General features: G+C 67.4%; 21 protein-coding genes and 1 pseudogene. 4 read left to right on the top strand and 18 right to left on the bottom strand.

Annotated features, from left to right (window positions below):
- Positions 1 to 198 precede the first annotated feature (198 nt).
- The 7 genes from IE250_RS08450 to IE250_RS08420 all read right to left on the bottom strand — a co-directional run bounded on the left by IE250_RS08450 (position 199) and on the right by IE250_RS08420 (position 6437).
- A complete protein-coding gene (locus IE250_RS08450) occupies positions 199 to 1470 on the bottom strand; it encodes an SAVED domain-containing protein (protein ID WP_189668814.1) in 1272 nt (423 codons plus the stop codon).
- A complete protein-coding gene (locus IE250_RS08445; RefSeq protein ID WP_189668813.1) occupies positions 1467 to 1931 on the bottom strand; it encodes a M67 family metallopeptidase in 465 nt (154 codons plus the stop codon). Before IE250_RS08445 ends, IE250_RS08450 begins: the two co-directional genes overlap by 4 nt.
- On the bottom strand, positions 1928 to 3220 hold the full coding sequence (locus IE250_RS08440) for a HesA/MoeB/ThiF family protein (protein ID WP_189668812.1): 1293 nt from the start codon (positions 3218 to 3220) through the stop codon (positions 1928 to 1930). Before IE250_RS08440 ends, IE250_RS08445 begins: the two co-directional genes overlap by 4 nt.
- Complete coding sequence (locus tag IE250_RS08435; RefSeq protein ID WP_189668811.1) at positions 3217 to 3753, bottom strand: hypothetical protein; 537 nt, start codon at positions 3751 to 3753, stop codon at positions 3217 to 3219. The genes IE250_RS08440 and IE250_RS08435 overlap by 4 nt, the downstream gene beginning before the upstream one ends.
- Complete coding sequence (locus IE250_RS08430; RefSeq protein ID WP_229872271.1) at positions 3750 to 4685, bottom strand: nucleotidyltransferase domain-containing protein; 936 nt, start codon at positions 4683 to 4685, stop codon at positions 3750 to 3752. Before IE250_RS08430 ends, IE250_RS08435 begins: the two co-directional genes overlap by 4 nt.
- Positions 4686 to 5034: 349 nt before the next feature.
- On the bottom strand, positions 5035 to 5670 hold the full coding sequence (locus tag IE250_RS08425; protein WP_189668809.1) for a type IV toxin-antitoxin system AbiEi family antitoxin domain-containing protein: 636 nt from the start codon (positions 5668 to 5670) through the stop codon (positions 5035 to 5037).
- A 332-nt stretch (positions 5671 to 6002) separates the two neighbouring features.
- Positions 6003 to 6437 (bottom strand): excisionase family DNA-binding protein, encoded by a 435-nt coding sequence (locus IE250_RS08420; RefSeq protein ID WP_189668808.1) that lies wholly within the window; start codon positions 6435 to 6437, stop codon positions 6003 to 6005.
- Between the two features lie 399 nt (positions 6438 to 6836).
- Here IE250_RS08420 and IE250_RS08415 point away from each other — a divergent pair, with 399 nt between their 5' ends.
- Positions 6837 to 7307 (top strand): hypothetical protein, encoded by a 471-nt coding sequence (locus tag IE250_RS08415; RefSeq protein WP_189668807.1) that lies wholly within the window; start codon positions 6837 to 6839, stop codon positions 7305 to 7307.
- A 324-nt stretch (positions 7308 to 7631) separates the two neighbouring features.
- Here the strand turns inward: IE250_RS08415 and IE250_RS08410 are convergent, their stop codons facing one another.
- Together IE250_RS08410 and IE250_RS08405 are read right to left on the bottom strand one after the other, a co-directional pair.
- A complete protein-coding gene (locus IE250_RS08410; RefSeq protein ID WP_189668806.1) occupies positions 7632 to 8222 on the bottom strand; it encodes a MafI family immunity protein in 591 nt (196 codons plus the stop codon).
- Complete coding sequence (locus tag IE250_RS08405; protein WP_189668805.1) at positions 8222 to 8590, bottom strand: hypothetical protein; 369 nt, start codon at positions 8588 to 8590, stop codon at positions 8222 to 8224. The genes IE250_RS08410 and IE250_RS08405 overlap by 1 nt, the downstream gene beginning before the upstream one ends.
- 399 nt (positions 8591 to 8989) lie before the next feature.
- Here IE250_RS08405 and IE250_RS08400 point away from each other — a divergent pair, with 399 nt between their 5' ends.
- Both IE250_RS08400 and IE250_RS08395 read left to right on the top strand, forming a co-directional pair.
- Positions 8990 to 9307 (top strand): DUF6881 domain-containing protein, encoded by a 318-nt coding sequence (locus IE250_RS08400; protein WP_189668804.1) that lies wholly within the window; start codon positions 8990 to 8992, stop codon positions 9305 to 9307.
- Between the two features lie 68 nt (positions 9308 to 9375).
- Positions 9376 to 10180: pseudogene (locus IE250_RS08395) on the top strand (IS5 family transposase).
- Between the two features lie 249 nt (positions 10181 to 10429).
- Here IE250_RS08395 and IE250_RS08390 read toward each other — a convergent pair.
- From IE250_RS08390 to IE250_RS08355, 9 genes are all read right to left on the bottom strand, one after another.
- Positions 10430 to 10732, bottom strand: coding sequence for a hypothetical protein (locus IE250_RS08390; protein WP_189668803.1), 303 nt, complete (start codon positions 10730 to 10732; stop codon positions 10430 to 10432).
- Positions 10729 to 11082, bottom strand: coding sequence for a WhiB family transcriptional regulator (locus IE250_RS24440; protein ID WP_229872270.1), 354 nt, complete (start codon positions 11080 to 11082; stop codon positions 10729 to 10731). Before IE250_RS24440 ends, IE250_RS08390 begins: the two co-directional genes overlap by 4 nt.
- Positions 11079 to 12707 (bottom strand): TniQ family protein, encoded by a 1629-nt coding sequence (locus IE250_RS24435; RefSeq protein WP_229872269.1) that lies wholly within the window; start codon positions 12705 to 12707, stop codon positions 11079 to 11081. The genes IE250_RS24440 and IE250_RS24435 overlap by 4 nt, the downstream gene beginning before the upstream one ends.
- Entirely contained in the window at positions 12704 to 14233 is a 1530-nt protein-coding gene (locus IE250_RS08380) for a TniQ family protein (RefSeq protein ID WP_189668801.1), read from the bottom strand. The genes IE250_RS24435 and IE250_RS08380 overlap by 4 nt, the downstream gene beginning before the upstream one ends.
- Positions 14230 to 15219, bottom strand: a complete 990-nt coding sequence (locus tag IE250_RS08375; protein WP_189668800.1) for a TniB family NTP-binding protein — start codon at positions 15217 to 15219, stop codon at positions 14230 to 14232. The genes IE250_RS08380 and IE250_RS08375 overlap by 4 nt, the downstream gene beginning before the upstream one ends.
- A gap of 116 nt (positions 15220 to 15335) precedes the next feature.
- Entirely contained in the window at positions 15336 to 17558 is a 2223-nt protein-coding gene (locus IE250_RS08370; protein ID WP_189668799.1) for a Mu transposase C-terminal domain-containing protein, read from the bottom strand.
- A complete protein-coding gene (locus tag IE250_RS08365) occupies positions 17551 to 18363 on the bottom strand; it encodes a TnsA-like heteromeric transposase endonuclease subunit (RefSeq protein WP_189668798.1) in 813 nt (270 codons plus the stop codon). The genes IE250_RS08370 and IE250_RS08365 overlap by 8 nt, the downstream gene beginning before the upstream one ends.
- 134 nt (positions 18364 to 18497) lie before the next feature.
- Positions 18498 to 18734 (bottom strand): mechanosensitive ion channel protein MscS, encoded by a 237-nt coding sequence (locus IE250_RS08360; protein WP_189668797.1) that lies wholly within the window; start codon positions 18732 to 18734, stop codon positions 18498 to 18500.
- A gap of 353 nt (positions 18735 to 19087) precedes the next feature.
- A complete protein-coding gene (locus IE250_RS08355) occupies positions 19088 to 19690 on the bottom strand; it encodes a hypothetical protein (protein ID WP_189668796.1) in 603 nt (200 codons plus the stop codon).
- A 72-nt stretch (positions 19691 to 19762) separates the two neighbouring features.
- Here IE250_RS08355 and IE250_RS08350 point away from each other — a divergent pair, with 72 nt between their 5' ends.
- Positions 19763 to 21139 (top strand): HEPN/Toprim-associated domain-containing protein, encoded by a 1377-nt coding sequence (locus tag IE250_RS08350; RefSeq protein ID WP_189668795.1) that lies wholly within the window; start codon positions 19763 to 19765, stop codon positions 21137 to 21139.
- Positions 21140 to 21294: the final 155 nt, after the last annotated feature.

Here is a 21294-nt window from a genome sequence, read left to right as displayed (position 1 = left end):
TGCCCGCCTCAGTCCGTATCTCTGGGATCTGACGCCCCATGTCCCGCCCCAGGTTCAGTGGAGGCTGTGGTGTGCCCCGGGGGTCTGTGGGTCGGGCTGCTGGAATCTGGCCCTGCTCGGCGGTATCGCGTCGGTCGCCATGGCCCCGATCCTGCCGGAAGCCAAAGAGATCGTCACGATGAGAGGGTGTCGCCGCTGTCAGATGAGCACCTCTCGAATGGCTCCCTCTGTCATCGACGAGAGCAGGCGGAGAGTGGGGACGTACGCGGGCCCTTCGGTGTCGTCCCACTCGTACGCGGTGACGCGAACAGTATTGAGGAGCGAGCCCACAAGGATTGCCATTGCGAACGGACCGCGGATCAGCAGGTCAACTTCGGCATTTGCATGGGTGCTGGAGAGTTCACGGATTCGGTAGGCCGCTTCCGTGGCGAGCTCACGGGCCATGGCAGGGTCGAGTGGGCTGTCGCTGATGGGTCGCAGGTGTACCCAAGTGGCCAGGGCAGACCGGTTCTCTTCGACAAACCTCTCGAAGGCTGCGTCGCTGCGCGGCGACATCAGGTCGAGGTAGACCGCGACGCGGGGGCGGCCGGCGACGTCGTTGGCGTTGGAACCGGCACCACTGGATGCCACGGCGAGGCTCGGAGTTTCCGGCATGCGTGCGACGCCGTCACCAACCCAAGCCACGCCACGCTGGTCGATAACTTCAAGTTGCCCAATACGCGAAGCCGGAAGTGCCATGCCGACGGCGAGAGCCACGGTGAGGTGGGCGCCGCCGGTGATCCTGACGCGCTTCGCACTTGCCCGAGTGACCGCCGTCGGGAGGAACTGGATGACATCGGCGAGGTCGACGAGGCCCTCGGCGCTCGGCAGCCTCTCGTGCGTTGAGGGGCGGATGCGAATGTCGAGCTCACTGCCGGTGCGGTCGTAGACCTGCGGAGTGTTGCGGGTCTGGACTGTGAGGTTGAACGTTCCGTCGTTCAGTTCGACCGCGGAGCGCCGATGCGCGATGCGGTGAAAGACCATGCCTCGGACGAGTGCGATGAGGCCCTCGCGTGTGCTTGCCTTCTGGTCGACGCCCGTGAGGGTCTCGGTGGACTGGTTCAGGACGCGGTCGGGTGCGCCGTAGTCGACGGAGCCGGACTCCGTCTGAACGGCGTTGACGATGCCGAGGGCGAAGTCGTTGTCGGTCTGGTGCAGGTTGATGAGGCGAGGTGCTTCGACCTCTCGGATGACGGTGCTGTGCGCCACCTCTGGGGTGATGACAAGAACGGCGCCGGAGAGCCCGGAGTCGATGGCCTGCTTGAGACGTTCGTTGGTGTCGCCGGGCGGGAGGTCATCGACGTCACGCCACACAGGGATCCCTGCCGCACGGAGAAGCCATGCGAGCTCGGCAGTGGTGTCGGTGCCGTCGCTGTGGCGGTATGAGATGAAGACCGGATCGGTGGGATCGAACTCGATCGTGTCGGTCATTGAAGGTCTCCAAGGCTGACGGGCACGGATGTCGCGGCGCCAGCGGTGACGATCCATCCAGCAACACGTGCTTGGTGCTGATCGTCTTGTCCGATGATGACGCTCAGGAAGCGGTCGAAGCTCAGGTCTGGATCTTGCAGGTGTCGGGCGTATGAGGCCAGGTCGATCGGGCTGGGGACGGGCGGCGTAGTGGGATGCGTGTGCCACTCACCAATCCATTGCGCACGGTCTGCTTCCCACGCTCCGGCAGCGAGTTGCGCGGCGTGGTCTCGGTCGCGGAGGAACCGGTCGCGGCTGCGCTGTGCGTTCGGTCCTGGGCCGCCTGCGACGGTGACTTGGAGGACGTCGCCGAAGTCGTGGCCGAGGAGGATCCCGCCGGTTTCGAGGCGACCCGCTTCTGCGGCGACCTCGCTTCTGATGGTGTCCCACGCAGTGGTGGTCAGGTGGATCACGGGGCTCATGGGTTACAGGTGGTGCAGTCGGGGCGCGGGGAAGGCAGGCCAGCCCAGTTCACCTGCAGGGCGCGATCGAGGTCGAACGGGGCAGCCATGTCTCCAGGCGGCCGCAGGCCAATGGTGGCGTAATCGCCCGGGAGTCTCTGGGTGTGGTCACCGTGTTGCGCTTCGAGAAGCGTGGCCACCGCTGCCTTCGCGGCGAACTGCCCGACCAGGTGCAGGTCGCTTCCGACGGCGGTCATGGGACGGTGGATGAAGCCGGTGCCATAGTCCAGTTCCTGAGCGGCCTCTGCATCGAGGGCGTTCTGGTCGCGAAGGCTCTTGCGGAGGCAGAGGAGGCAGCCGTACCGGGGACTGGGGCGGAGCCGGATGACCTCCGCGAGGGCTCCGTCGTCGAGTACGCAGGCGAGGATGGCTGGCTTGCCGGCCCGCCGGGCGAGATGGCTGACGACGCGGCGAGGTGCAATGCCGTCGGCAGCGCACAGTATGAGGTCAACACCCGCGAAGAGGGAGCGCATGAGGTGCGCGTCCTCGACCACATCCAGGCGATGGGCGGGGGCGGCGGTGTCCGGCCATCGCTTCTCAAGCACGCTCTTCATGGCGTCGACCTTGTAGCGACCGACGGCGTCGGGGCCGAGAACGTGGCGGACCATGTTGTGCCAGAGGAACCGGTCAGGGTCGACAAGGTCCACCGTCCCGACGCCGTACTGGGCAAGTGCCTGCGCAACGGCTCCACCGATGCTGCCGATGCCGACAACCGCGATCCTCGCGCGCTGGAGGTCGGCCACCGGCCACTTGCCTTCGAGTTGACCGAGCCCGAGCTTCGCGGGTTCGACAGCGAGCGGCATGGGCCTTACGCCTTCCCGGTTGACCAGCCACGCGGCGTATTGCTGCACGCCCAGCGTGAGCCAGTCCGCGGGGATGTCCGGGTCGTGGGTGATGAGGAAGCCGGTCTTCGTGCCGGGGTCGAGCAAGGAGGGCAGCGAGTCCTTGAAGTCTGCGTAGGGCGCGTGAACGTCTGCGCCTCGTCGCAGCATGTCCAGGTGTTTCTCGTTGATGCCCGGGGCGGGCTTCGTCATCCACTGCCCAATGAAGACCGTCCCCTCCCAGTTCAGGGTGGGGTAGTCCGACAGACGGACCTGAACGCCCACACCGTTAACGGCGACTCGCCTGACGACGTACATGTCCTCAGACGGCAGGTACTGGAGGGTGAGCTCTCCGACGCTGGCGTCGGCATCTTCGATCCGTTGGGCAACCTCGCGCGGCAAGACGACGAAAGGATGCTCGGCACTCATCGGCTAGCAGCTTCCGCGATCAGGTGGTCACGCGTCGAGTCGCTGACGATGCCGCTCGTCGTCATGGAATCGACCACCCCCGCCTTCATGAGCGCGTACTCGATACGCCAGCCCGCAGCCTTGAGAAGAAGCTCGACCGGGCTCGTCTCGGGCGTCCAGTCACCTTCGGTCTGAAGCAGACACAGCGAGCCTCCGGGCGCGACATGCCACCTGTGCTGGGTCCGCTCCTCAAGTTCCGGGTCCGGCTCGGTAACCGTGATGCGCGGCGGAAGCACGGGATGGGCCGCCGAGTACCACATCGTGACTGACGCCCCCTCAGGCACGAGCTCCCGCAGCCTCTCGGGCATAGGGCGATCGAACGGCCAGACGGGCAGCCGACCTACCCAGCGTCCGTGATGCATCACATGTTCACCTGCCATCTCGGGCGGCTCGTAGGCGAGGTCCGGGGCGATGGTCGGGATAGCAGCGAGATCACGTTCGAGGATCTGAGGTTCCGCATCCGGCCAGACGATCGGGGCAAGCGACCCGGTCATCCCTGAGGTGTGTCCTTCACCGGGCGCGGCTTGTCCGGAACGACCGGGATGATGCCCGGCTTCCCGGGCTCCTGCGGCGGGGACGGGAAACCGTCTCCGAAGATCTCGCCCCAGAGGCGGATCGCCGCAGCGTGGTCACCGACCGCCTGCTTGGAGAACGCGGCGCCCGCCTTGGTAGCGGTGTCCCGGAGGCACTCGGCGAACTTCTCGTAGTCGAGGCTGTTCTGGATAGCGCCACAGATCCCCGCCGGGTCAGTGACCTCGTATCCCTCCTCGACGTAGTTGGCGGCTCGCACGAAGAACTCCTTGACGGCGATCGGCTGCATGGTGCCGTCGTGGCGCAGGAACTGGAGAGCGAGCACCTCCATCACGAGGGACTTGATCGTGATGCCTGGCTGCTCCTTGGCCCATGTCTTAAGCATCCGTGCGGTTCCCGGGTACTTACTCCAGGATGCGGTGCGGGCAGCAACCTGATCGATCAGGTACTCGGGATTGGCGGGCACCCAGTCTGTCGAGGCCGTCTCGGGGATGAGCAGTCCGGTCTCGGTTCGGAACGCGGGCATGGCATCCACCGTGAAGGCGTCTGGATCGTCTGGGTCGTCGACGAAGCACTTAACGGCGTGGTTGCCGGGCCGTGCGAGGCGGACCAACCGCTCGTGGCTGCCGTTGGTGGCTCCGAGGAGCTCGTTGACCTTGGCGCCGGTGTACTTGAGGGCGTCTTCGGCGGAGGTTCCGGGCTGTCCCCAGTCGGGGTGCGCGTCACGGTCGTAGACGATGACGACGTCGACGTCGTTGATGGGCTTCTTGTGCGTCTTCCGCGCGAGGGACCCGGAGATGAAAACCTCCTCGACCTCGTAAAGTTCCTCGAAGGCGCTCTTGAAGACGTTCCCACGACGGCGCGCTTCCTTCACCGATGCCGGGTCGGCATCCACATAGGACTGATAGCGGCCAAACGCATCACTAACGTTCACTGGCCCTCGCTCTGCTGATGCCCTGGGTTACCCGGGGCCGTTCCCCCGAGATCACCCGTTCGGCATGTGTCCGACCGCACCCACGACCTTACGTGGGACCACTGACAAGCCGGCACAGCGATACTTAACGCGCTGACCTGTCCGGCGGCAGGCGCTCACGAGGGCGGTCGTCTTCGGGCAGCGCCTCCGTCCGAACCATGGATGAACTCTGTCACCGCTACGGGGGCAGGCAGGGTGCGGGAGCCTGCGGACATGCGGGTTGTCGGTGCTCCAGGTGGGTGTGTCGACGTTGTGTCGGTGCGCCGGTGGTTCAGGCACCCTGCCCGCTTGCCGCGAGAAGCTCCGCAAGCACCTCCGGACCGGCCGGCCCCAGCACTCGGTCCAGCGCGCGGCCGACGTCGGCCCTGTCCGTCAGTCCGCGCCGGAGCGCGTCGGTCATCACCGTGGCCACGTGATCCCGGTCGTGGCCATCGACGACCAGGTCGGCGACGGTGCGTGCCGCCGTGGTCACGGGCAGTCCGTCGACGACCGTGACCTCGTCGGGCCCGAGAGCCGCGCGATGTGCCCGAATCCTGTCGCGTCGCCCCTGGTAGCGGTGCGGAAGAATGACTTCGATCCACGCGTCCAGCAGATCACCGATCTCGTGCATCGACGCGGCGGTCGCGTGGGAGAGCACTCCCGCCGAGCACCGGTCGCGCAGCCGCTCTTCGGCCGTCCGCCGCACGTCGAGGGACAGCCACAGCGCCCGAACCGCCACCAGCCGGTCGGCGGCCGCCGCAGGCGTCGCGTAGACCCCGTGCGTGACCCGCTCCAGCTCTCCCGACGTCACCATCCGCGACAGCAGCATCCGGGAAGCTCCGGCTTCGACCGCCTGTGCGGTTGTGATCAGGCCCCATTGTGCGGCCGCGACCTGCGCCACCTGCCCACGCTGTCGCACGCCGCCCATGGTGCAAATGTAACGCGGAGAGTGACATTTGCAGCGCTGGCCCCCTCGGGCGGGTGGCTAGGTTTTCGGTCTGGGAACGAGCCGCAGGCATTGTCACCTGACGCCTACGTCGACCAGCTTGTCGCGCGAGCTGCTGCGCAGATCCAACGCAAGCAGGCGTTGTGCGGCCCGGACGGGTCAGGCCGACCCGGAGGAGTACCTCGTGAACCCGGCCGGAGCAACGCAGCGCTGGTCGATGAGGGTCTTCTCTGCCCGCCTGCCGTGTGCCAGCAGTGCGAGGAGCGCACGCCATCGGCCCAGGCGGTTCCGGACGGCTCGCGCTCCTAAACAGATCAGAGGTCGTCGAGCTCGCTAAGCGCCTCGTCGCTGATCGGCGCGCCAGCCTCGACGGTAGCCCTCTCACGCGAAGCAGCACTCGCGGCGGCCTCCGCGACAAGCTTGCCTGCTGCAAGCCGGCGCTCGTTGAACTCAAGCAGGTCAGGCAGCGCGATCCGTTTGTGGGTACCCACCATGGTGAAGCTCAGCGCACCGGACTTCATGAAGCTCAGAAGGAACGGGCGAGAGACGCCGATCAGGTCTGCCGCCTGATTAGGGCTGAGCTGAGCATCCTGCTCGACGAGCGTCGCGCTCTTGCCCGACGCGAGGCTGCCGTGCAGGTTGGCGAGCAGGGCCCGGACAGGCGAATCTGCTGGCAGTTGCTCCAAGGCGTGGTCGAGGACGACGAGGTCATTCGCGTCGGCCTTGCTTGCTTCGACCGTAGTGACCATGTACCCGACCTCCCTTGTTAACTGTAATAACTGTAGTGGGGGAGCCGGCAGATCTCTACTCTGGCCCGACCGCAACCCGAACGACGTCGACGTCGTTGTGCCGTAAGTGACCGGCAACCCGGTCGCGCGGTGCCCGCTCGCAGGCCGCCTCCAGGACGAGGGGCGTCGTCAACGAACGCCAAGGGTGCGAGGAACACCCACCCTTGCCGGGCGTGACGGGCTGCTACTTGCCTCGCTCAGGCCAGGGCGGCGTTCCGGATCGATGTCGGTGGCTCCCCTTACGGTGCCAGCATGGGGCGACACTGGCACGGCAACTCACCTCGCGGCAGGTTTGTCTCCGGGAACGGATGCCCGCGGTGCGCGAAGGACGACGCGCGCGCCTCGAAGCTGGAGACCGAGGTGTTCACGCTGCTGAGCTTCGTCCTTGGTCGGGGCGAGCGCGACATCCCCGTTCCAGGCGACCGCAGGATGTGGCTCGACATGCTCTTCACGCACGAGTACGGACCGCGACTCGGGATCGAGTACGACGGCGCCTACTGGCACAAGGATCGAGAAGAGTCGGACGAACGCAAGACGTGGCGCATCATCGACAGTGGGCTCGCTCATGAGGTCGTACGGATTCGAGAAGAACCGCTTGAGGTGATCGGCCGCTACGACATCGTCGTCCCGCCACATGCGACGGCTGGTGTGATCGCGCAGACCGTCCTGCTCCACCTCCAGCATCATGGCCTGCTCTATACCCCCAACATGTGGGATGCAACGACCGGGCTGCTCACGGCCGCCCGCGAGCGGCTTGATGAGCGACACCTCCGGTGCGAGGACTGCATCAACGTTCTCGCTTCCGCGGCACGCTACCTGCCGCTGCTCTGACGCCTCTGAGCCCGCCCACACGCTCTCCTTGAAGATTCCGACACGGAATCAAGAATCTGGCGCTGACACGAAACTGAGACTCGCCCGTCCGTCCGTCACGTTCCACCGGAACCTACAGGCGGCCCATATGATGTCCAGCCGCCAAGGTAGGGCTGAAGGTCGGTCGGTGAACTGGTTGTCGCCGGCATCCATGGGCCGGCGGCGTTCAGGGGTTCGGTTGCTGGCGTGCTCGCGGATCCACTCCGCCCACGCGAGAGCGTCGTTGCGGTTGTCGTCGTCCAGGCCGCTGGCCTGGGCGGTGATCTCGTCGTCGACGATACGACGTCACTGTTGGATCCGACCTACCTCGTCCTGTGCAGCGACGACGTCCCGGCAGATGATCGTCTTGGGCCACTGCGGAGGTTCAGGCCGTCGACTCCACGTGGGGTGAACGAGGGCGAACCGGCCGGCGGTGAGCCGAACGAGGACCTCGTCGGCACCTGCGAAACGCGCGAGGATGTCGAACGGTTCGCCATGGAGCGGGTGACCGGGCGCGATTTCACGGTCCAGTTCGGTGCGCAGTGCGACGAGATGCTCGGTGTCGTCGGGTTCGTCGATGGGCAGGATCCACCAGTAGTCAGGGTCGAGCGCCGGCCAAGGTGCGGGAGCGAGGCGTTCCCAGAGCAACGGGTTCAGGCCCATGAGATTGCCCGCATGGGCGATCAGCTGCCGGGCGTCGTCGTCGATCTCTATGTCGTCCTCGTACAGGTGGCTGCACAGCGTCTCAAGGGCCAACCCCTGCTCGTTGTGATCCAACAGGTGGATGACATCGTCATGCTGGTCTGCGGAGATCACGCACTTCACTCGCAGCACTGCCTCCCTGACCGACACGTCGATCTCGGCGAGGAGGGGTGCGGGTGGTCGAGTCTGGCGCATCAGTACTCCACGGTCAGGGGAACGATGCGGTCCGAGCTGCCGAGCTCACGAACGCGCACCCCCTGCGCGCCCTTAGCGGCGAGTGCACTCGGGGCACGCATGTGGTCGTAGCTCTCGGCCAGCGGCTCACCCGTGTCCGCGACGACGTAGCGGCGCGTGTACACCGCTCCCTCGTGGACCCACTCCTCGCGGGCGTACCCGCGAGTGGCCAAGACCCGCAACCATTCGCTGGTGCTTTTCGCGAGAACGCGCGCTGAGCCCACCGCACGAAGCTCGATCGCCGTCGGCGTTGCCGGCAGCGTCGTGAGCTGGTTGTGCACCTGATCGCCGACGATCTTGTCCCGTGAGAAGTGCACACCGACCGTCATGATGGCCACTCCCGTCGGCAACAAGATCCATCCAGGCGATGAGCGGGAAGTCGGCAACCGGCGGGTCGACAATCAGATTGCCCGGCGGGTAGGCCCAGGCAGCGACCTCATCAAGCAAGGCTGCCTCAAACTCAAGATAGTCGGTACTTCCCACGTGGTTCCTCATCGTCGAGCAGCAACAGCCTCCGCGTGACTGCCAAGGCGGAACCCCAGCCTTCACCGACTACCGGGGAGCGACAAGGACAGATTCGAGGCGTCGACTGATCGTAGTAACCGCCACGGCGCCGTCGGTAGACTCGCACGCAGAAGCGGGACCTGGTGGTCCCCACTCTTGGACAAGCCAGCCATCGGCGATTTCGTCTTGGCAGCCGGCCCGATACTCGCACCAGCATGCGGACGGTGCCTGATGAACCGAAAGCGCGCGGCGTGACGGTGTACTTCCAGCGCGTGCAGTGGCTGCACGAGCATGCCGACGAGCCCGTCGTCCTGTGGGCACACGTTGTCGACGGCTGGGAGGTGCGGAAGGTCGACGAGTTTCGAGACGGGCACCTCTCGTGGGCCGACGCAGACCATGAGTCGGAGAGCACGTGTCTCGGGACGATCCCTGTGCCGCCGCCTACCGGGATCGCTGAGGATCCTCAGTTCGTAGTCGACGTCGTTGACAGCGCTGAGTTCGAGTACATCTGGCGGCGGGCTCGCCAGGATGGCACCGCCTAAGAGCTGGTTTCAGAATGACCGGCGTGTCCGCTTCGCCTGGTTCGGGGGATCGGGCAGGCTGCGGGCTCGTGATCGAGGATCTGGTCCCTGACGGGCTGTGGGAGCAGGTTGCTCCGCTGCTTCCGGCGCCGAAGCCGCGTCCGTACCGGCATTACGGTCGGCGACGGTCCGATGACCGGGCGGCGCTGGCCGGGATCGTGTTCGTGCTTCGTCACGGGGTGGGGTGGGCCTAGGTCCCGCAGACTGTCCTCGGCGTCTCGGGGGTCACCTGCTGGCGGCGGCTGCGGGAGTGAGGCCGGGGTCTGGCCGGCGCTGCGCGAAGCGCTGCTGGCCCAGATGCGCCGCGAAGGGCTGCTCGATCTGGACGAGATGAGCATCGACGGCTCCCACGTGCGGGCCCTCAAAGGGGGGACCATGTCGGCCCGTCCCCGGTCGACCGCGGCCCCGGCTCCAAGCACCACCTGATCGTCGACGCGAACGGCACCCCCCCTGCAGGTGAGCCTGACCGGTGGGAACCGGCACGACGTGACCCAGCTGCTGCCGCTGGTCGACTCGCTGCCCTCGATCCGCGGCGTGGTGGGCAGGCCACGGCGCAAGCCCAAGCGGCTGTTCGCCGACCGCGGCTACGACTACGACGTCTACCGCCGCCAGCTACGCGCCCGCGGCATCACCCCCAAGATCGCCCGCCGCGGCGTGGCTCACGGCTCCGGGCTCGGGAAGAAGCGGTGGGTCGTCGAACGCGGCTTCGCCTGGCTCCACCAGTTCAAACGCCTGCGGACACGCTACGAACGCCGCGCCGACCTCCACCTCGGCCTGATGCAGCTCGCCTGCGCCATCATCTGCTGGCGCAAGCTTCCCGACCAGCCAGTCTGAAACGAGCTCTAAGCCGGTCGGTCACCACGGGCAAGATCGCCGGCTCGTGATGCGGGAGGCCCATCGCGCCCGCAGCGCGAGGGTCTCCCTCGGACCGGGCCGGCTTGAGCGGGCTGCCACTCTCTCCGACCGCGGGCTGGGTGCGCCGTTACCGGGTAGACGCGCTTGCGCGAGGTCGGGGGCGTCAGTAGTCCGCTACACGTGTGCGACCCCTCGATTTGGCTGCGACGACGCGGTTCGGGCAGGCGTTCAGGGCTCCCCCAGCGCCATGAGCAGGTCCTCGAGCACGATGGTGAGTTCGTTGTACGCGTGGAGGTAGAAGGTGTCCGTCATGTCCTCGGGCGGAACGTCATCAAACGCGGCAAGGAGTCGGGCTGCCTCCTCGATCGCGTCTGGCAACGCGAGGGGTGCGGCGGGCTTCGCCACGGTGAGGTGGGAGCCGGTGGGCTGTCCGAGGCGGGTGATGGGGACGTGTCCACCGGAGATCTTGAGTTCGTGGACGGCCTTCTGAGCGATGCGGCCGAGGTTGGCGATCTCGATGTAGCTGGTCATGACTGCTCCGGTCGGGTGCGCTTGGTGAGGTGGCGGCGTTCCCTGGCGAGGAGGCCGCCGCGGGTGCTGACCTGCCAGCCCGGTTCGACACGTTCGTGTGCCAGGGCGTCGAGGAGGCAGTCGGCCGTGACCGGGCATGCCGAGCAGACTCGTCGTTGGTGCGCGACGACAGCGGGCGTCACGGTGTCGCGCTCGTAGAAGCGCTCGTCGCCGACGCACGCGGCGTCCTTCTCCCAGCCCGGGCGCGGAGTGCGCCGTCGACCGAGCAGTCCTTCGGCGTACGCCCGGACCACAGTTTGGTCGCTGTATCGGGAGCCACCCAGCGCCGTCGTCTGACCTGGGGCGTTCACGCTGCGCCTCCTACGGGCGGAGTTCGTGCTGCTGCGAGGAGAGCCGCGGCTGCCAAGGGGCGCAGGGAGGCTGCAAACTGCCTGTAGGCGACGCGGACGAGGCGGGGTGGCGGTGTCGTCCACGCCGGGCTGGTAGCCAGCATTCCGCCGGCGTGCAAGCACCACAGGTAGCTGACCGCGTACGGGTGGGAACTCGCCCGCGTTGCAGGGCGGTGATCGTCGGCCCACTGCTCGAACCATGTATCGCTTCTCATCAGGGCGTGAACCTGTTGCTCACGGCTCCTGTAGTTGCCTGTCAGGTCCGCGCGGATCGCGTCGAGTGCCGTGGTGAGGTTTCGCGGGTCGGGGCGGCTTCGGGCGGTGACGCTGCGCGCGGTTCGGGTGCCGAGGTCGCCGTCGAGGCCAAGGAGCTCAGCGGCCTTGGCCCACGTCGCCGTGCCGGACTGTCGGGCCAGGCAGAGGGAGACGAACAAGCGGTTCGTCTCACCCTTGTTCGTGGTGAACAAGTGCACGGCATGGCGACGGTAGAGCGGTTCCGGGACGACCTGAGGGATCCGAGCCGGGTCGATCGAACTGATCGTTCTGCGTAGGTGGGTGCTGATGCGCTCGTGCGGCGCGAGGGCTGCCCTGGTGAGGCGGCTAAGGGTCGGGGTCATCGTGGTGCGGTCGGCGAGCCAGGCCAGCCGTGACTCGGTGCCGGTGGGTGCAGTCTCGATCCATGGGGCCAGGAGGTCTGCTGCAGCGCTCACGGTCGGTGCGGCGAGGATCCCGTCGGCGGTGGTCAGCACGCCGGATCGGACCCGCGGGTCGGATGGCGGTGACAGGTGCCAGCGCACCCGCCGGGTGTCCCGTGCTTCCCTTCGAATCGGCTCCACCCAAGGGCCGAGGCTCTCGGCGTCGGCCTGGCTCGCGAGGTGCAGGAGCAGGACCGAGAGATGCCGGACGTCGGTCAGGTACTCCTTGACGGGCGACAACTCGCCCAGCGTGACAACCGCTGTCCCGGTACATGCGAGATCGTGCCGCTCCTGGCGTGCGAGGTCGTCACCTTGAGCCATTCGCGTGCCGAGTCTCGAGACGTCGAGGTCGCACACGGTGCGTTCACCGATCGGGTTGAGGCAGCAGGTCCCGGCTCCGTGCCGGAGTGGCTCGTGGGGGTGGTCGGCGAACCGTCGTCCACAGCCTGGGCAGCGCTCGATCAGGTACCTGCGGTGCCGGGTGCAGACCGTAACAGTGGGCAGCCGCCAGGCGACCATCCAGCAGCCATCGTCGGCCAGGCACTCCGGGCATGCCGCGGTGCCCCGCAGACGGAACCAGCCCCGCCCGGCGACGTTCCGCCAGGACGACCACCGCCGCGGGTCGAGCCCGTCCAGATCGAGGGCGGTGCCGTCGAAGCGCGACAACGTACCCGCGACGACCTTAGGCTGCGGGGCGCCGGTCAGGTCGGTGATCGACGCGAGAGTGCGGTGGTCGGGCTTCACGGCCAGGAAGCGCGTCATGCCCCCGCCCCGCCGGAGTGCGGATTCGAGCTGGGTGGTCAGCAGACCGTTGTCCTCCGCTACGTGCTCGAGCCAGTCGGTGATGCACTGGCCTCCGGCGGGCTGGGACCGCACCGGGAGCGGGCTCATGCGCCGACCTCCCACACGTCGGCGACAACAACATCGTCGTGCTCGCGCTCGGCAACGAGCAGGTCAGGCTCAGCGACGTCCGCGAGGTACTCCACCACCGCCTGATGCAGGACCATCCGCTGTTCGGGGTCGAGGCGTCGATCGAGCTCGAGTGCGGAGTCGAGGAGGAAGCCCTCCGCAGGTGGGCTGCGTGTCATCGCGACCCATAGCCACGTCTCGACGGCCTCCATCGGCACAGGGGCATACGGGTTCCACGACTGGAAGAGGCCCTGCAGGTGGCGGGTCAGCCCGGGTGCCTCGCCGAGGTGACGACGTCGCTCGGCGTAGTCGACCAGACCGTCCTCGACGAGCGCCTGGGCGAGCTGCCGGATCTCGTTCGCGGCCGTGGAGGCGATGCCGCGCCCGTATGCGAGGCGGCGTGTCGTCCAGCCCGACCCTGTGACGCCCAGTGCGATTCGGGACCGGCGCTCGGTGTCCTTGTTGTGCACCGGGCCGGCCACGAGCATGTGCGTCGTGACGGCGACCTCGACCCGCTGCGCCAGGTCGTCCTCGGGCGGGGCGAAAATCTCCCCTGGCCGCAGGTCCCAGGCAGGGACGTGGTCGGCGCGCAGTCCCGTCCCTTCCTGCAGGTCTACGAGGTCGTGCGCCAGGGCCCGGTACCGCCGCCAGGCGTCGACGTCCCAGACGGGGATCCCGCTGCTCGGGGCGTCGGCGTTGATGTCAGGCAGCAGGCTGTTCCAGTCGCCCCGCTGGCCGTACCTGGCCAGTACTGGATCGTCACTGAGTCGCTCCCACCCCTCCTGCACCAGCCGACGCCGAGACTGGCGGTCCCCCAGCGCGCGTGAGCACTCCAGAACTAGCACTGCGGCATGGGACGGCTGGGCTGCGGGCCGCTTGGTCCAGTCGCGGTGCCGGTCCGTGAGTGCCTCGCGCACCTCGGCCTCCCACCCGAGCAGCAAGGGCCACTCGTCGTCGGCCGTGAACGCGATCAGCGTGATGAGCGTGTACAGGCGCCGGAGCTGCTTCGCGTCCAGAGGGCTTGTGCGCGCCTTCGCCAGGGTGCCGGCGAGGCGACGCTGAGTCGCCACGGCCCGCCGGTCGGGCTGCTCGGCATCGGACCACGGATCGTCGGGCCGCTCAAGCAGCGACGGGCATTCGACGCACAGAGGATGAAGCGCGAGCTGCCAGTCGCGCAGGTAGATGCCCGTCCTCGAGGTGCATCGTGGGCACGTCCACTGCACGCCCGGCAGCCGCCAACTCCGCGACTGGGAGTGGCCCGGCCGGCCTGCGACCGAGCGCGGGTAGACGTCGACCGTCATTGCCTTCGCAGTGCTCGCGCTCAGCCCGAGCGCGAAGCACAGGCGGTCGACCACTGCTGGGTTGGCGGAGCGCCGGACCAAGGTCCTGGGCGTGAGACCGAGCGCTGCAAGGTGCATACCGTTCATGGCGGCCGTCCGTTCAGCCAACGAGTAGAGGTCTTCGCCTGCTTCCGGGTCGGGTCGCACCGGGAGCAGTTGCTCAGTCATGCCGACACCTCCACGTTGTGCTCAACCGGAGCGGGTGCCCGACGGCCGCGGAGGGCCTGCTCCCTCGTGGTCGCCCTGAACGACAACCGCTGTGCATCCAGATGGCCTGCTGTGATCGTCCACGACCCGTCGAGCGCTGCCTGGATGGTGGCGCGCTTGAGCAGTTTTGCCGTATCGCCAATGAACCCCTGCGTGCGCCGCCAGATCCGCGGAGCATGGGTGCTGGCCAGGAGTCCAGGCGAGGCAGCGGGCAGGTACGGCAGGAGCATGTGTTCGGCACCGTGCAGGAACGTCTGCCACTCCGCGACCTGGCTCGGGGTGTCGGCCGCGAAGGTGTGGAGCTCGTTCAGTTGCAGGCGACCTGCGAGCTGAGGGTCGTTGAAGACCAGGCCGTCTTTGTTGTCCTTCTTGCCGACGAAGACGAGCGACCCGCCCTGCTGCCCGAGGACGGTGTTGATGTGTTTGAGGTGGTCGAGTACCTGTCGCGAGTCGCGCTGGTCGACCTTGAGTAGGTGGATGTCGTCCACGATGATCAGGCGCACCTGGTGGTTCGCGACTACGTGGGAGAAGCGGACGATCAGGTCGGGGATGCGTCCTGAGATCGGGTACCCGAAGTAGTCGAGGATCTGCATGGTCAGGGTTCGCTGCTTGCTCGCCGACCCGAGGTCGATCCACACGACCGGAGCATGGACGGCCTCCACTCCGGGCCGGGGCCGCCACGTGGGCTGGGCGGCGCTCTGGATCGCCGCACCGATCAGCTCCCGGTAGTAGCCGTTGGCCCAGCCGCGCACGAGCGTCGACTTCCCCGCCGTGAACGGAGCCGTGATCGCGACGATCTCCTTTGCTCCGGGTGGCCCGTACTGATTCTCGTCGACGACCTGGGCGATCATGGAGACTGCCTCGTTGCCAGCCGCCCAAGGGAACACCAGGTTCTTGATCCACGCGTCGCGATCGCGGATGTAGCGCGTAAGTACACGCTGTGGCATGGCACGAAGATCATGGACCGTGTGCACGGGCGGCCGCGCCGCCGGGGTCTTGCGAGCCTCCCTGTGCCACGTGGTGGCGTTGAGGACGCTCTCGGTGTTCACAGGCCGTCGCGCGTTCATGCGACGTCGCCCCCGTCTGACTCGGGTGGCATGAAGGGCCAGGAGTCCGCCCAGATCGAGAGGTCCCTCTCCGTCTGTGCTGGCGGCGTCGCTGGCACCGGGGTCTGGCTCGCGACGAGTTCGGCGACTGTCGTCGCCATCTCCGACTCGGAGTGATCTCGCCGGGAGGTCTCGTACCGAAGGCGCGCACTGGAGAGCCTCTTCTTCCAGTCCTTCGGAACGATGCCGTCCAGGAGGTTGCCGAGTTCCTTGATGATCTCGTCCTCGGCAGCAGTGACGGACAGGTGGGCACCGCCCGGGCGCCGCCGGACCTCGCCGCGCACATGCTGAGCGAGTGCCTCCGTCAGGGGCGCCTTGGTCAGGTACGCCTTGCGCCAGGCCACTTCCACGATCCGCCCGGTGTCGGGGCGGCGAAACCAGATCCTCGTGACGTCGTGCGGGTCGTAGTGGAACGGCATGGCTCGGTCCTCGGCCCGGAAGGTGCCCTTGGGCACGGCTCGCAGGCCGTGCAGCTCGGGGCCGTCGTACGTGAGGTCGGCGAACTCGACGCCCGACTGTCCGACGGTTCCCCATCGCACGGGAAGGAAGTCGAAGATCAGGTCGGGCCGCTGCGGGACGTGGAGACGCCCGGTGACCTTGAGCAGAGCGTCGAACATGTCGATCGGGCGCAGGTCGGTGTGCTCGGCACCGGGCAGATGCAGCCCGGTGTGCGGGCTGCGGTGATAGTCGAGCGCGATCCAGCGGCGCAGGAACTTCTCCAACTCCGCCGCGGTCAGGAGCGGTTCCTCGGTATGGGAGCCTTTGAGGCCAACTGTGCGTCCGCGCTCGGACGGGTTGCGGCCCTTGTAGCCGGCGAGCTGCTGCAGAGCTCGCTGGAGGGTCTCGTGGTACCGCTCCAGGATGCCGTTGTCGATCGGGCGCCGGGTGCGTGACAGCGCCAGGTCGATACCGAACCGTGCCAGCAGGTCACGGAACACCTGGGAGACGAAGATAGAGCCGTGGTCGGCCCGGATCGCCGACGGCTTGACCCCGGGGATCATGTGCGTGCCTTGGAGTCCCGGCGCGATGTGCATGTTTCTGCAGCTCCGCGGGCAGGTCACCTCGACGCCCGAACAGTCGGGGCTCGCGTCCGCAGTGTCGGAGTAGAACTCGATCTCCTGCGGAACACCCGCCCACGCCCAATCGTGGACGGTGGTGCCCTCGACGACCTGAGAGAAGGGGCGCATGACGTCGTAGAGGAGCATGGCGGCGTCGTGGGCGTCGGCGCTCATCGGCACGACGCGCAAGGCGAGGATCATGCGGGTGGCGACGTCGATCGCGGAGATGATCTCGACGCTGCACGCCGCGCCGCGAACCGGGCACCACACCAGCACGTCTGCCCGGGTGACGTCGATCGCGACCACCTGGCCAGGCACCATCCCGGGGTAGGACTCGGTCCCCGAGATGCCGCGCAGGTGGTTGGATCGCTGCGCTCTCGTGGTGCCGCCCTTGGTGTCCATCAGGTGCGAGATGTAGCGCCCGGCGACGCGATTGGGGACCTTGCTGTCCAAGTCCGCCTTGTGCATGCGCTCCTTGATTCGGCGACGGACCTCGCGCCGGTTGACAGTGGATACGCTGCCGTCGAACTCGGCGAGCACCTCCGCGCCGATGAGCCGGAACTCCAGCGGCAGCGTTGCGAACACCTCAACGCGCTTGGCCCGCCGGCCGTCGACAAGTCCGAGCAGGCCACCGGTCTCGTAGCGGTTCACCCAGAGCTCGATCGTGCGAACTGAGGGTGCTCGGCGCTCCGTGCCCATGCGAGAGGTCATCGCTTCGTGAGCCAGGCGCTGGGCCATGCGCGTGCACCGCTCGTGCACCGACAGACCCCGGTTCGGGTCGAAGAGTTCCGACGGCTCGCCCGGCAGCGCGAGTTCCGCGTGGCCGTGCCGGTAGCCGGTGCGGATCTCCTGGACGATGCCGAGGCGGAAGTACGCCTCCTCGCGAGTCGTCTTGTCGAGCCGTTCCCAGTCTTCTGCAAAGCTGCGCAGCGCTGGCGCGTCGTCGGGCTGGCTGCCATCGATCGGCTCGACCGTGCCGAGGTCAGGCCAGTCAACCCAGCTGACCCGGCCGCGGGCGTCGCGCAGCTCGATGCCTGCGCGGTCAACCTTGAGCACGAGGGAGGTGCCGTCATCGGTGAGGACCATGGTGCCGGCCTCGACGGTGAGCCTGTTCTCAAACACGGGTTGCCTCCGATGTGGTCACGAGCGTCTCCGGGGTGATGCGCTGGCTGATGTCGATGACCAGCTCGCCGGTCCACAGCAAGTGCCACATCACCGCGGTGAGGTGGCCATCGCCCTGGTCGGAACCGAGGACGTCTCCGATGGATACGGGCGTCGCAGCCCGGCGGAGAAGGTGGCGGCGTAGATCCAGGTGCGGCCATCCGGGTGCGTGCCGGTAGTTGCGGAGCCAGAACAGGTTGAGCTGCTCGGTCGTGTCCGGGGAGTCGAAGAGCGCGTACTCCCAGCCGACGGACTCGCAGGCCCGCTCGGTCAGTTCCGCGACCCGCTCGAACTTCTCGTCGCGCTTCTCGACGGGGCGCGCGTCCCAGACGACGACGCGACCGTCAGCGTGCTCAGCCAGCAGGTCGGGTGTGTGCCGCGGTCCGCCCTTGAACTCCAGAAGGAGTGGCTGACCGACGAGCCAGACGACGTTCGGTTCACGGTCGAGCTGGCGTGCGAGTTCGTACTCGAGACCGGACTCGAGCAGGAGAAATGCGCCGGTGGTCTGCGACATCATCCGGACGGGTGCGTGCCGCGACATGGCGTCAGCGGCAGGACGGCGAGAAGGAGCGAGATCGCGAGTCTGCGGTGCGCCGCTGCGCCAGTCCCACTCGTGCGCGCCGCCGGTGAGCGTGCGGATGCGCCACGTCGTCTTCGGAAGTGTGAGGACGGTGGACCTGGGCTTGGTCGTCGACCCGACGCTGTGGCGGTCGTTGCGATTGACGGACGGAGTTCCAGAAGAGCACTCTGGACGTGCTGAAGACATAGAAGTACCCCCAAATGCGCGGTGGGTGTTTCAGAACCAGCGGAAGTAGAGGTCCGCTGCAGCGAGGCGATCGGGTCCGAGAGTTGGTAGCTCTCGGGCCTGTTTCGCGTTTTCGGCGTCCTGCGCCGACGCGATCAGCCCACGGCGCCTCCGTCGACGTCGTCGAGGGCGCGCGCAAGGAGGTCTGCGTGCACGGCCGTCACCGGACGACCGCAGGCTTGCGCATACTCGTAGAGGCGCTTCGCCAGAGGAGCGGGGATGCGCGCGTCGAACCGGAAGAGCCCGTCGACGCCGTACGCACGGTCGCGCGTCGGCGGCCGGCCCGTCCTCGTTGACGGGACCACGACCGATTCGTTCTTGCCTTCCGCCATGCTCCCCACCTGCTCTCGAACCAAACACAACTCGAACTACCGGATCCGTAGATCCGCTCGTTCGGGTGGTCAGTCCGATCAGCAGGGTGTGGTCAGGCCCTGGCTCTACCTCGGGCCTGTGATTTGCGCCCGACGTCTACCCCTGCACTAGGTACAGGCGGCTCCGTTGAGTATGGCAGCGGCAACAGTCACGCCTCAATAGCGCGAGGCATTCCTGCGCAGAGGATCGGCACATTGAGGATGGCCGACCGAGGCTCCAACGCTCGGCTACACCCTCGTCTGTGACGAGCCCCGATCCCTGCGCGCGGCCGGGCGCTATCGTCGGCCGGTCCCGTCGCGGGACGGACTGGCGCTCAGATTCCCTCCGGGGCCGCGCAGATCTCGCAGCGCTCGAGGTGGCGCTCGTCGAGCATGCTGGCCGCGTTGACCAGATCGCGGGCCAGGCGGCGAACCGCCACGGCGATCGTCCTGGACGGCGCTTCATAAACGACTTCTGCCGCTTTGTCGTTTTCGTCGCGCTCGATCACGACGACGCTCACCAGGTGGCCCTCGGGGCCGCCCCCGCTGGACGCCGAGATCCGGATTCCCTCTTCTTCCAGGTCCAATGGGTCACCCTTATAGGTCCGGCCCGAGCGCTGCGCATTGCCGGTGCCCCGGACGTAGTCCTCGTAGTGCTCGAACCTGTCGCGGAGGTCCTTGAGGGCGGGATGCTCTTCGCTGAAGCGTCGGACGATCTCGCTCTCTCTGCCGACGGCCAGTTCGGCCCCGCGGACGACATTGCGCACAGCGTCGACAAGGACCATGGTCATCGCGTCGCGGCGTCCGATCTCCGTTGCAGGCGACTCGGGCATCGAGATGGACTCAATGGTCTCGTACGTCGCGGACGCCGCCGCGGCCCACATGTGGGCCCACCTGACGAGGCGTCGGTCGACGTCCTTGACGGTCTGCTCTGGCATGCCGGAATCATGGCATGTCAAACAACGGCGTTCGGCACTGCCGCGGACCGACTCGCGGCTAGGGTCTGGCAGGTGGGATCGTGGTGGAGCATTCAGGTCGGAGGGCAGGCCATCCCGGTATGGGGAAAGAACTACGTACCCGACGAGTTGATGCTGCTCTTCGCCGATGAGGACCGCTTCGTGGACACCACGAAGCTCGCGGCGTTGGCTGAGTACGAGAACCGGGCAGCCGACGCGCCGGAACCGGACGGGCTGCCGCTGCCGTGGCATGACGACCTGATGGGCTATTCGGCGACGGCCCGAACCCTGCGGCGGCGGCTGGAACTTCAGGGATTCTCCTCCGACTGGGTCAGCCGACTAAGCACAGCCTTCTTCGACGACGAGGAGGAGCGACGCCTGTCCACCCTGTGGCAGGAGGGAACAGCGGCGTATCCCAACGGCGCTGCGATCACGGCTGCACTGACCACCCGCTCCGGCCGTGCCGCCGGCGCGGGCATCCGCCCCGATCCACGAGAACGCCCCGAGGAGCACTTCCTGCACGAGCAATGGGAGCGGCTGCGAGAGGCTTTCGATGATCCGCGGTTCGCGCTGGCGCTCTCGCTGTGCCGAACGCGCGCGGCGAGCGAGGTCAAGCTCGATCTCACCGATCTCGTGCTGGGCGGCTGGCTCACGCCCGACGAGAACCCCCATCGCGAGGCGCGCCTACGGATGTCCGCCACAGTTGCAGCAGACGGAGCCGTCATTGTCGTCACCGAGGGATCAAGTGATGCGCATCGCCTGCGCCGGTCTGTGGAGGTCGCGGCGCCCGAGGTGGCCCACCTCTTCAGATTCCTTGACTTTGACCTGCGTCCTCCCGGCGGAACCGACCGCGTCGTTTCCCTCACCAAGGGCATGGCCGCAGCAGGCGTCATGAACCGCATCATCGCCGTGCTCGACAACGACACGGCGGGACGCGAGGCTGCCGCGCAACTCTCGAAGCTCCACCTGCCGGCGCAGGTCGTGGCCGTATGCCTCCCGACGGCGCCCTATGCAAACAGGTATCCGACCCTCGGTCCGTCGGGGCGTGGAGCCGAGGACGTGAACGGCCGTGCGGTCTCGATGGAGTTCATGTTCGGCGAGGACGTCCTCCGCAACGCTGCGGGCGAACTGGCCCCGGTGCGCTGGCACGCCTTCAACGAGAAGATGGGCGACTACCAGGGCCGCCTGGACACTACCGACAAAGTACGTGTTGGCGAGCGGATCGACGCGGCGCTCTCCGTCGGAACGAGCAACCGCGTGCCCGATCAGGTCCGGACTGGGTGCGTCCGGCTGGCGAGGATGCTGATCGCTGCCGCCGATCCGCCGCAGCGAATCCCGGCGTCCGAGGGCTCGGTCCTAACTCAGATGTGGAGGCGTGATCCGTTCTGCGAAATCCGCATCAACCTGACACAACGGCCACAGCCAGCCTGAATCGCCTTGGTGAGCCCGGATGATCCCAGGCGGGTCGCCGGGCACGCGGAAACCGCGCTGCAGGCGAGGCGATCGGGTCCGAGAGTTGGTAGCTCTCGGGCCTGCTTCGCGTCTTCGGCGTCCTGCGCCGACGCGATCAGCCCACGGCGCCTCCG

This window comes from Promicromonospora soli (assembly GCF_014653785.1).
Lineage (GTDB): Bacteria > Actinomycetota > Actinomycetes > Actinomycetales > Cellulomonadaceae > Promicromonospora > Promicromonospora soli.
Note: the sequence above shows the minus strand (reverse complement) of the source record. Positions and strands in the feature narration are given on the sequence as shown.

Coding starts and splice junctions, on each gene's coding strand:
- IE250_RS08450 (WP_189668814.1), bottom strand. CDS start 1,470: ATGACCGACACGATCGAGTTCGATCCCACCGATCCGGTCTTCATCTCA.
- IE250_RS08445 (WP_189668813.1), bottom strand. CDS start 1,931: ATGAGCCCCGTGATCCACCTGACCACCACTGCGTGGGACACCATCAGA.
- IE250_RS08440 (WP_189668812.1), bottom strand. CDS start 3,220: ATGAGTGCCGAGCATCCTTTCGTCGTCTTGCCGCGCGAGGTTGCCCAA.
- IE250_RS08435 (WP_189668811.1), bottom strand. CDS start 3,753: ATGACCGGGTCGCTTGCCCCGATCGTCTGGCCGGATGCGGAACCTCAG.
- IE250_RS08425 (WP_189668809.1), bottom strand. CDS start 5,670: ATGGGCGGCGTGCGACAGCGTGGGCAGGTGGCGCAGGTCGCGGCCGCA.
- IE250_RS08420 (WP_189668808.1), bottom strand. CDS start 6,437: ATGGTCACTACGGTCGAAGCAAGCAAGGCCGACGCGAATGACCTCGTC.
- IE250_RS08410 (WP_189668806.1), bottom strand. CDS start 8,222: ATGCGCCAGACTCGACCACCCGCACCCCTCCTCGCCGAGATCGACGTG.
- IE250_RS08405 (WP_189668805.1), bottom strand. CDS start 8,590: ATGACGGTCGGTGTGCACTTCTCACGGGACAAGATCGTCGGCGATCAG.
- IE250_RS08390 (WP_189668803.1), bottom strand. CDS start 10,732: ATGACCAGCTACATCGAGATCGCCAACCTCGGCCGCATCGCTCAGAAG.
- IE250_RS24435 (WP_229872269.1), bottom strand. CDS start 12,707: ATGAGCCCGCTCCCGGTGCGGTCCCAGCCCGCCGGAGGCCAGTGCATC.
- IE250_RS08380 (WP_189668801.1), bottom strand. CDS start 14,233: ATGACTGAGCAACTGCTCCCGGTGCGACCCGACCCGGAAGCAGGCGAA.
- IE250_RS08375 (WP_189668800.1), bottom strand. CDS start 15,219: ATGCCACAGCGTGTACTTACGCGCTACATCCGCGATCGCGACGCGTGG.
- IE250_RS08365 (WP_189668798.1), bottom strand. CDS start 18,363: ATGTCTTCAGCACGTCCAGAGTGCTCTTCTGGAACTCCGTCCGTCAAT.
- IE250_RS08360 (WP_189668797.1), bottom strand. CDS start 18,734: ATGGCGGAAGGCAAGAACGAATCGGTCGTGGTCCCGTCAACGAGGACG.
- IE250_RS08355 (WP_189668796.1), bottom strand. CDS start 19,690: ATGCCAGAGCAGACCGTCAAGGACGTCGACCGACGCCTCGTCAGGTGG.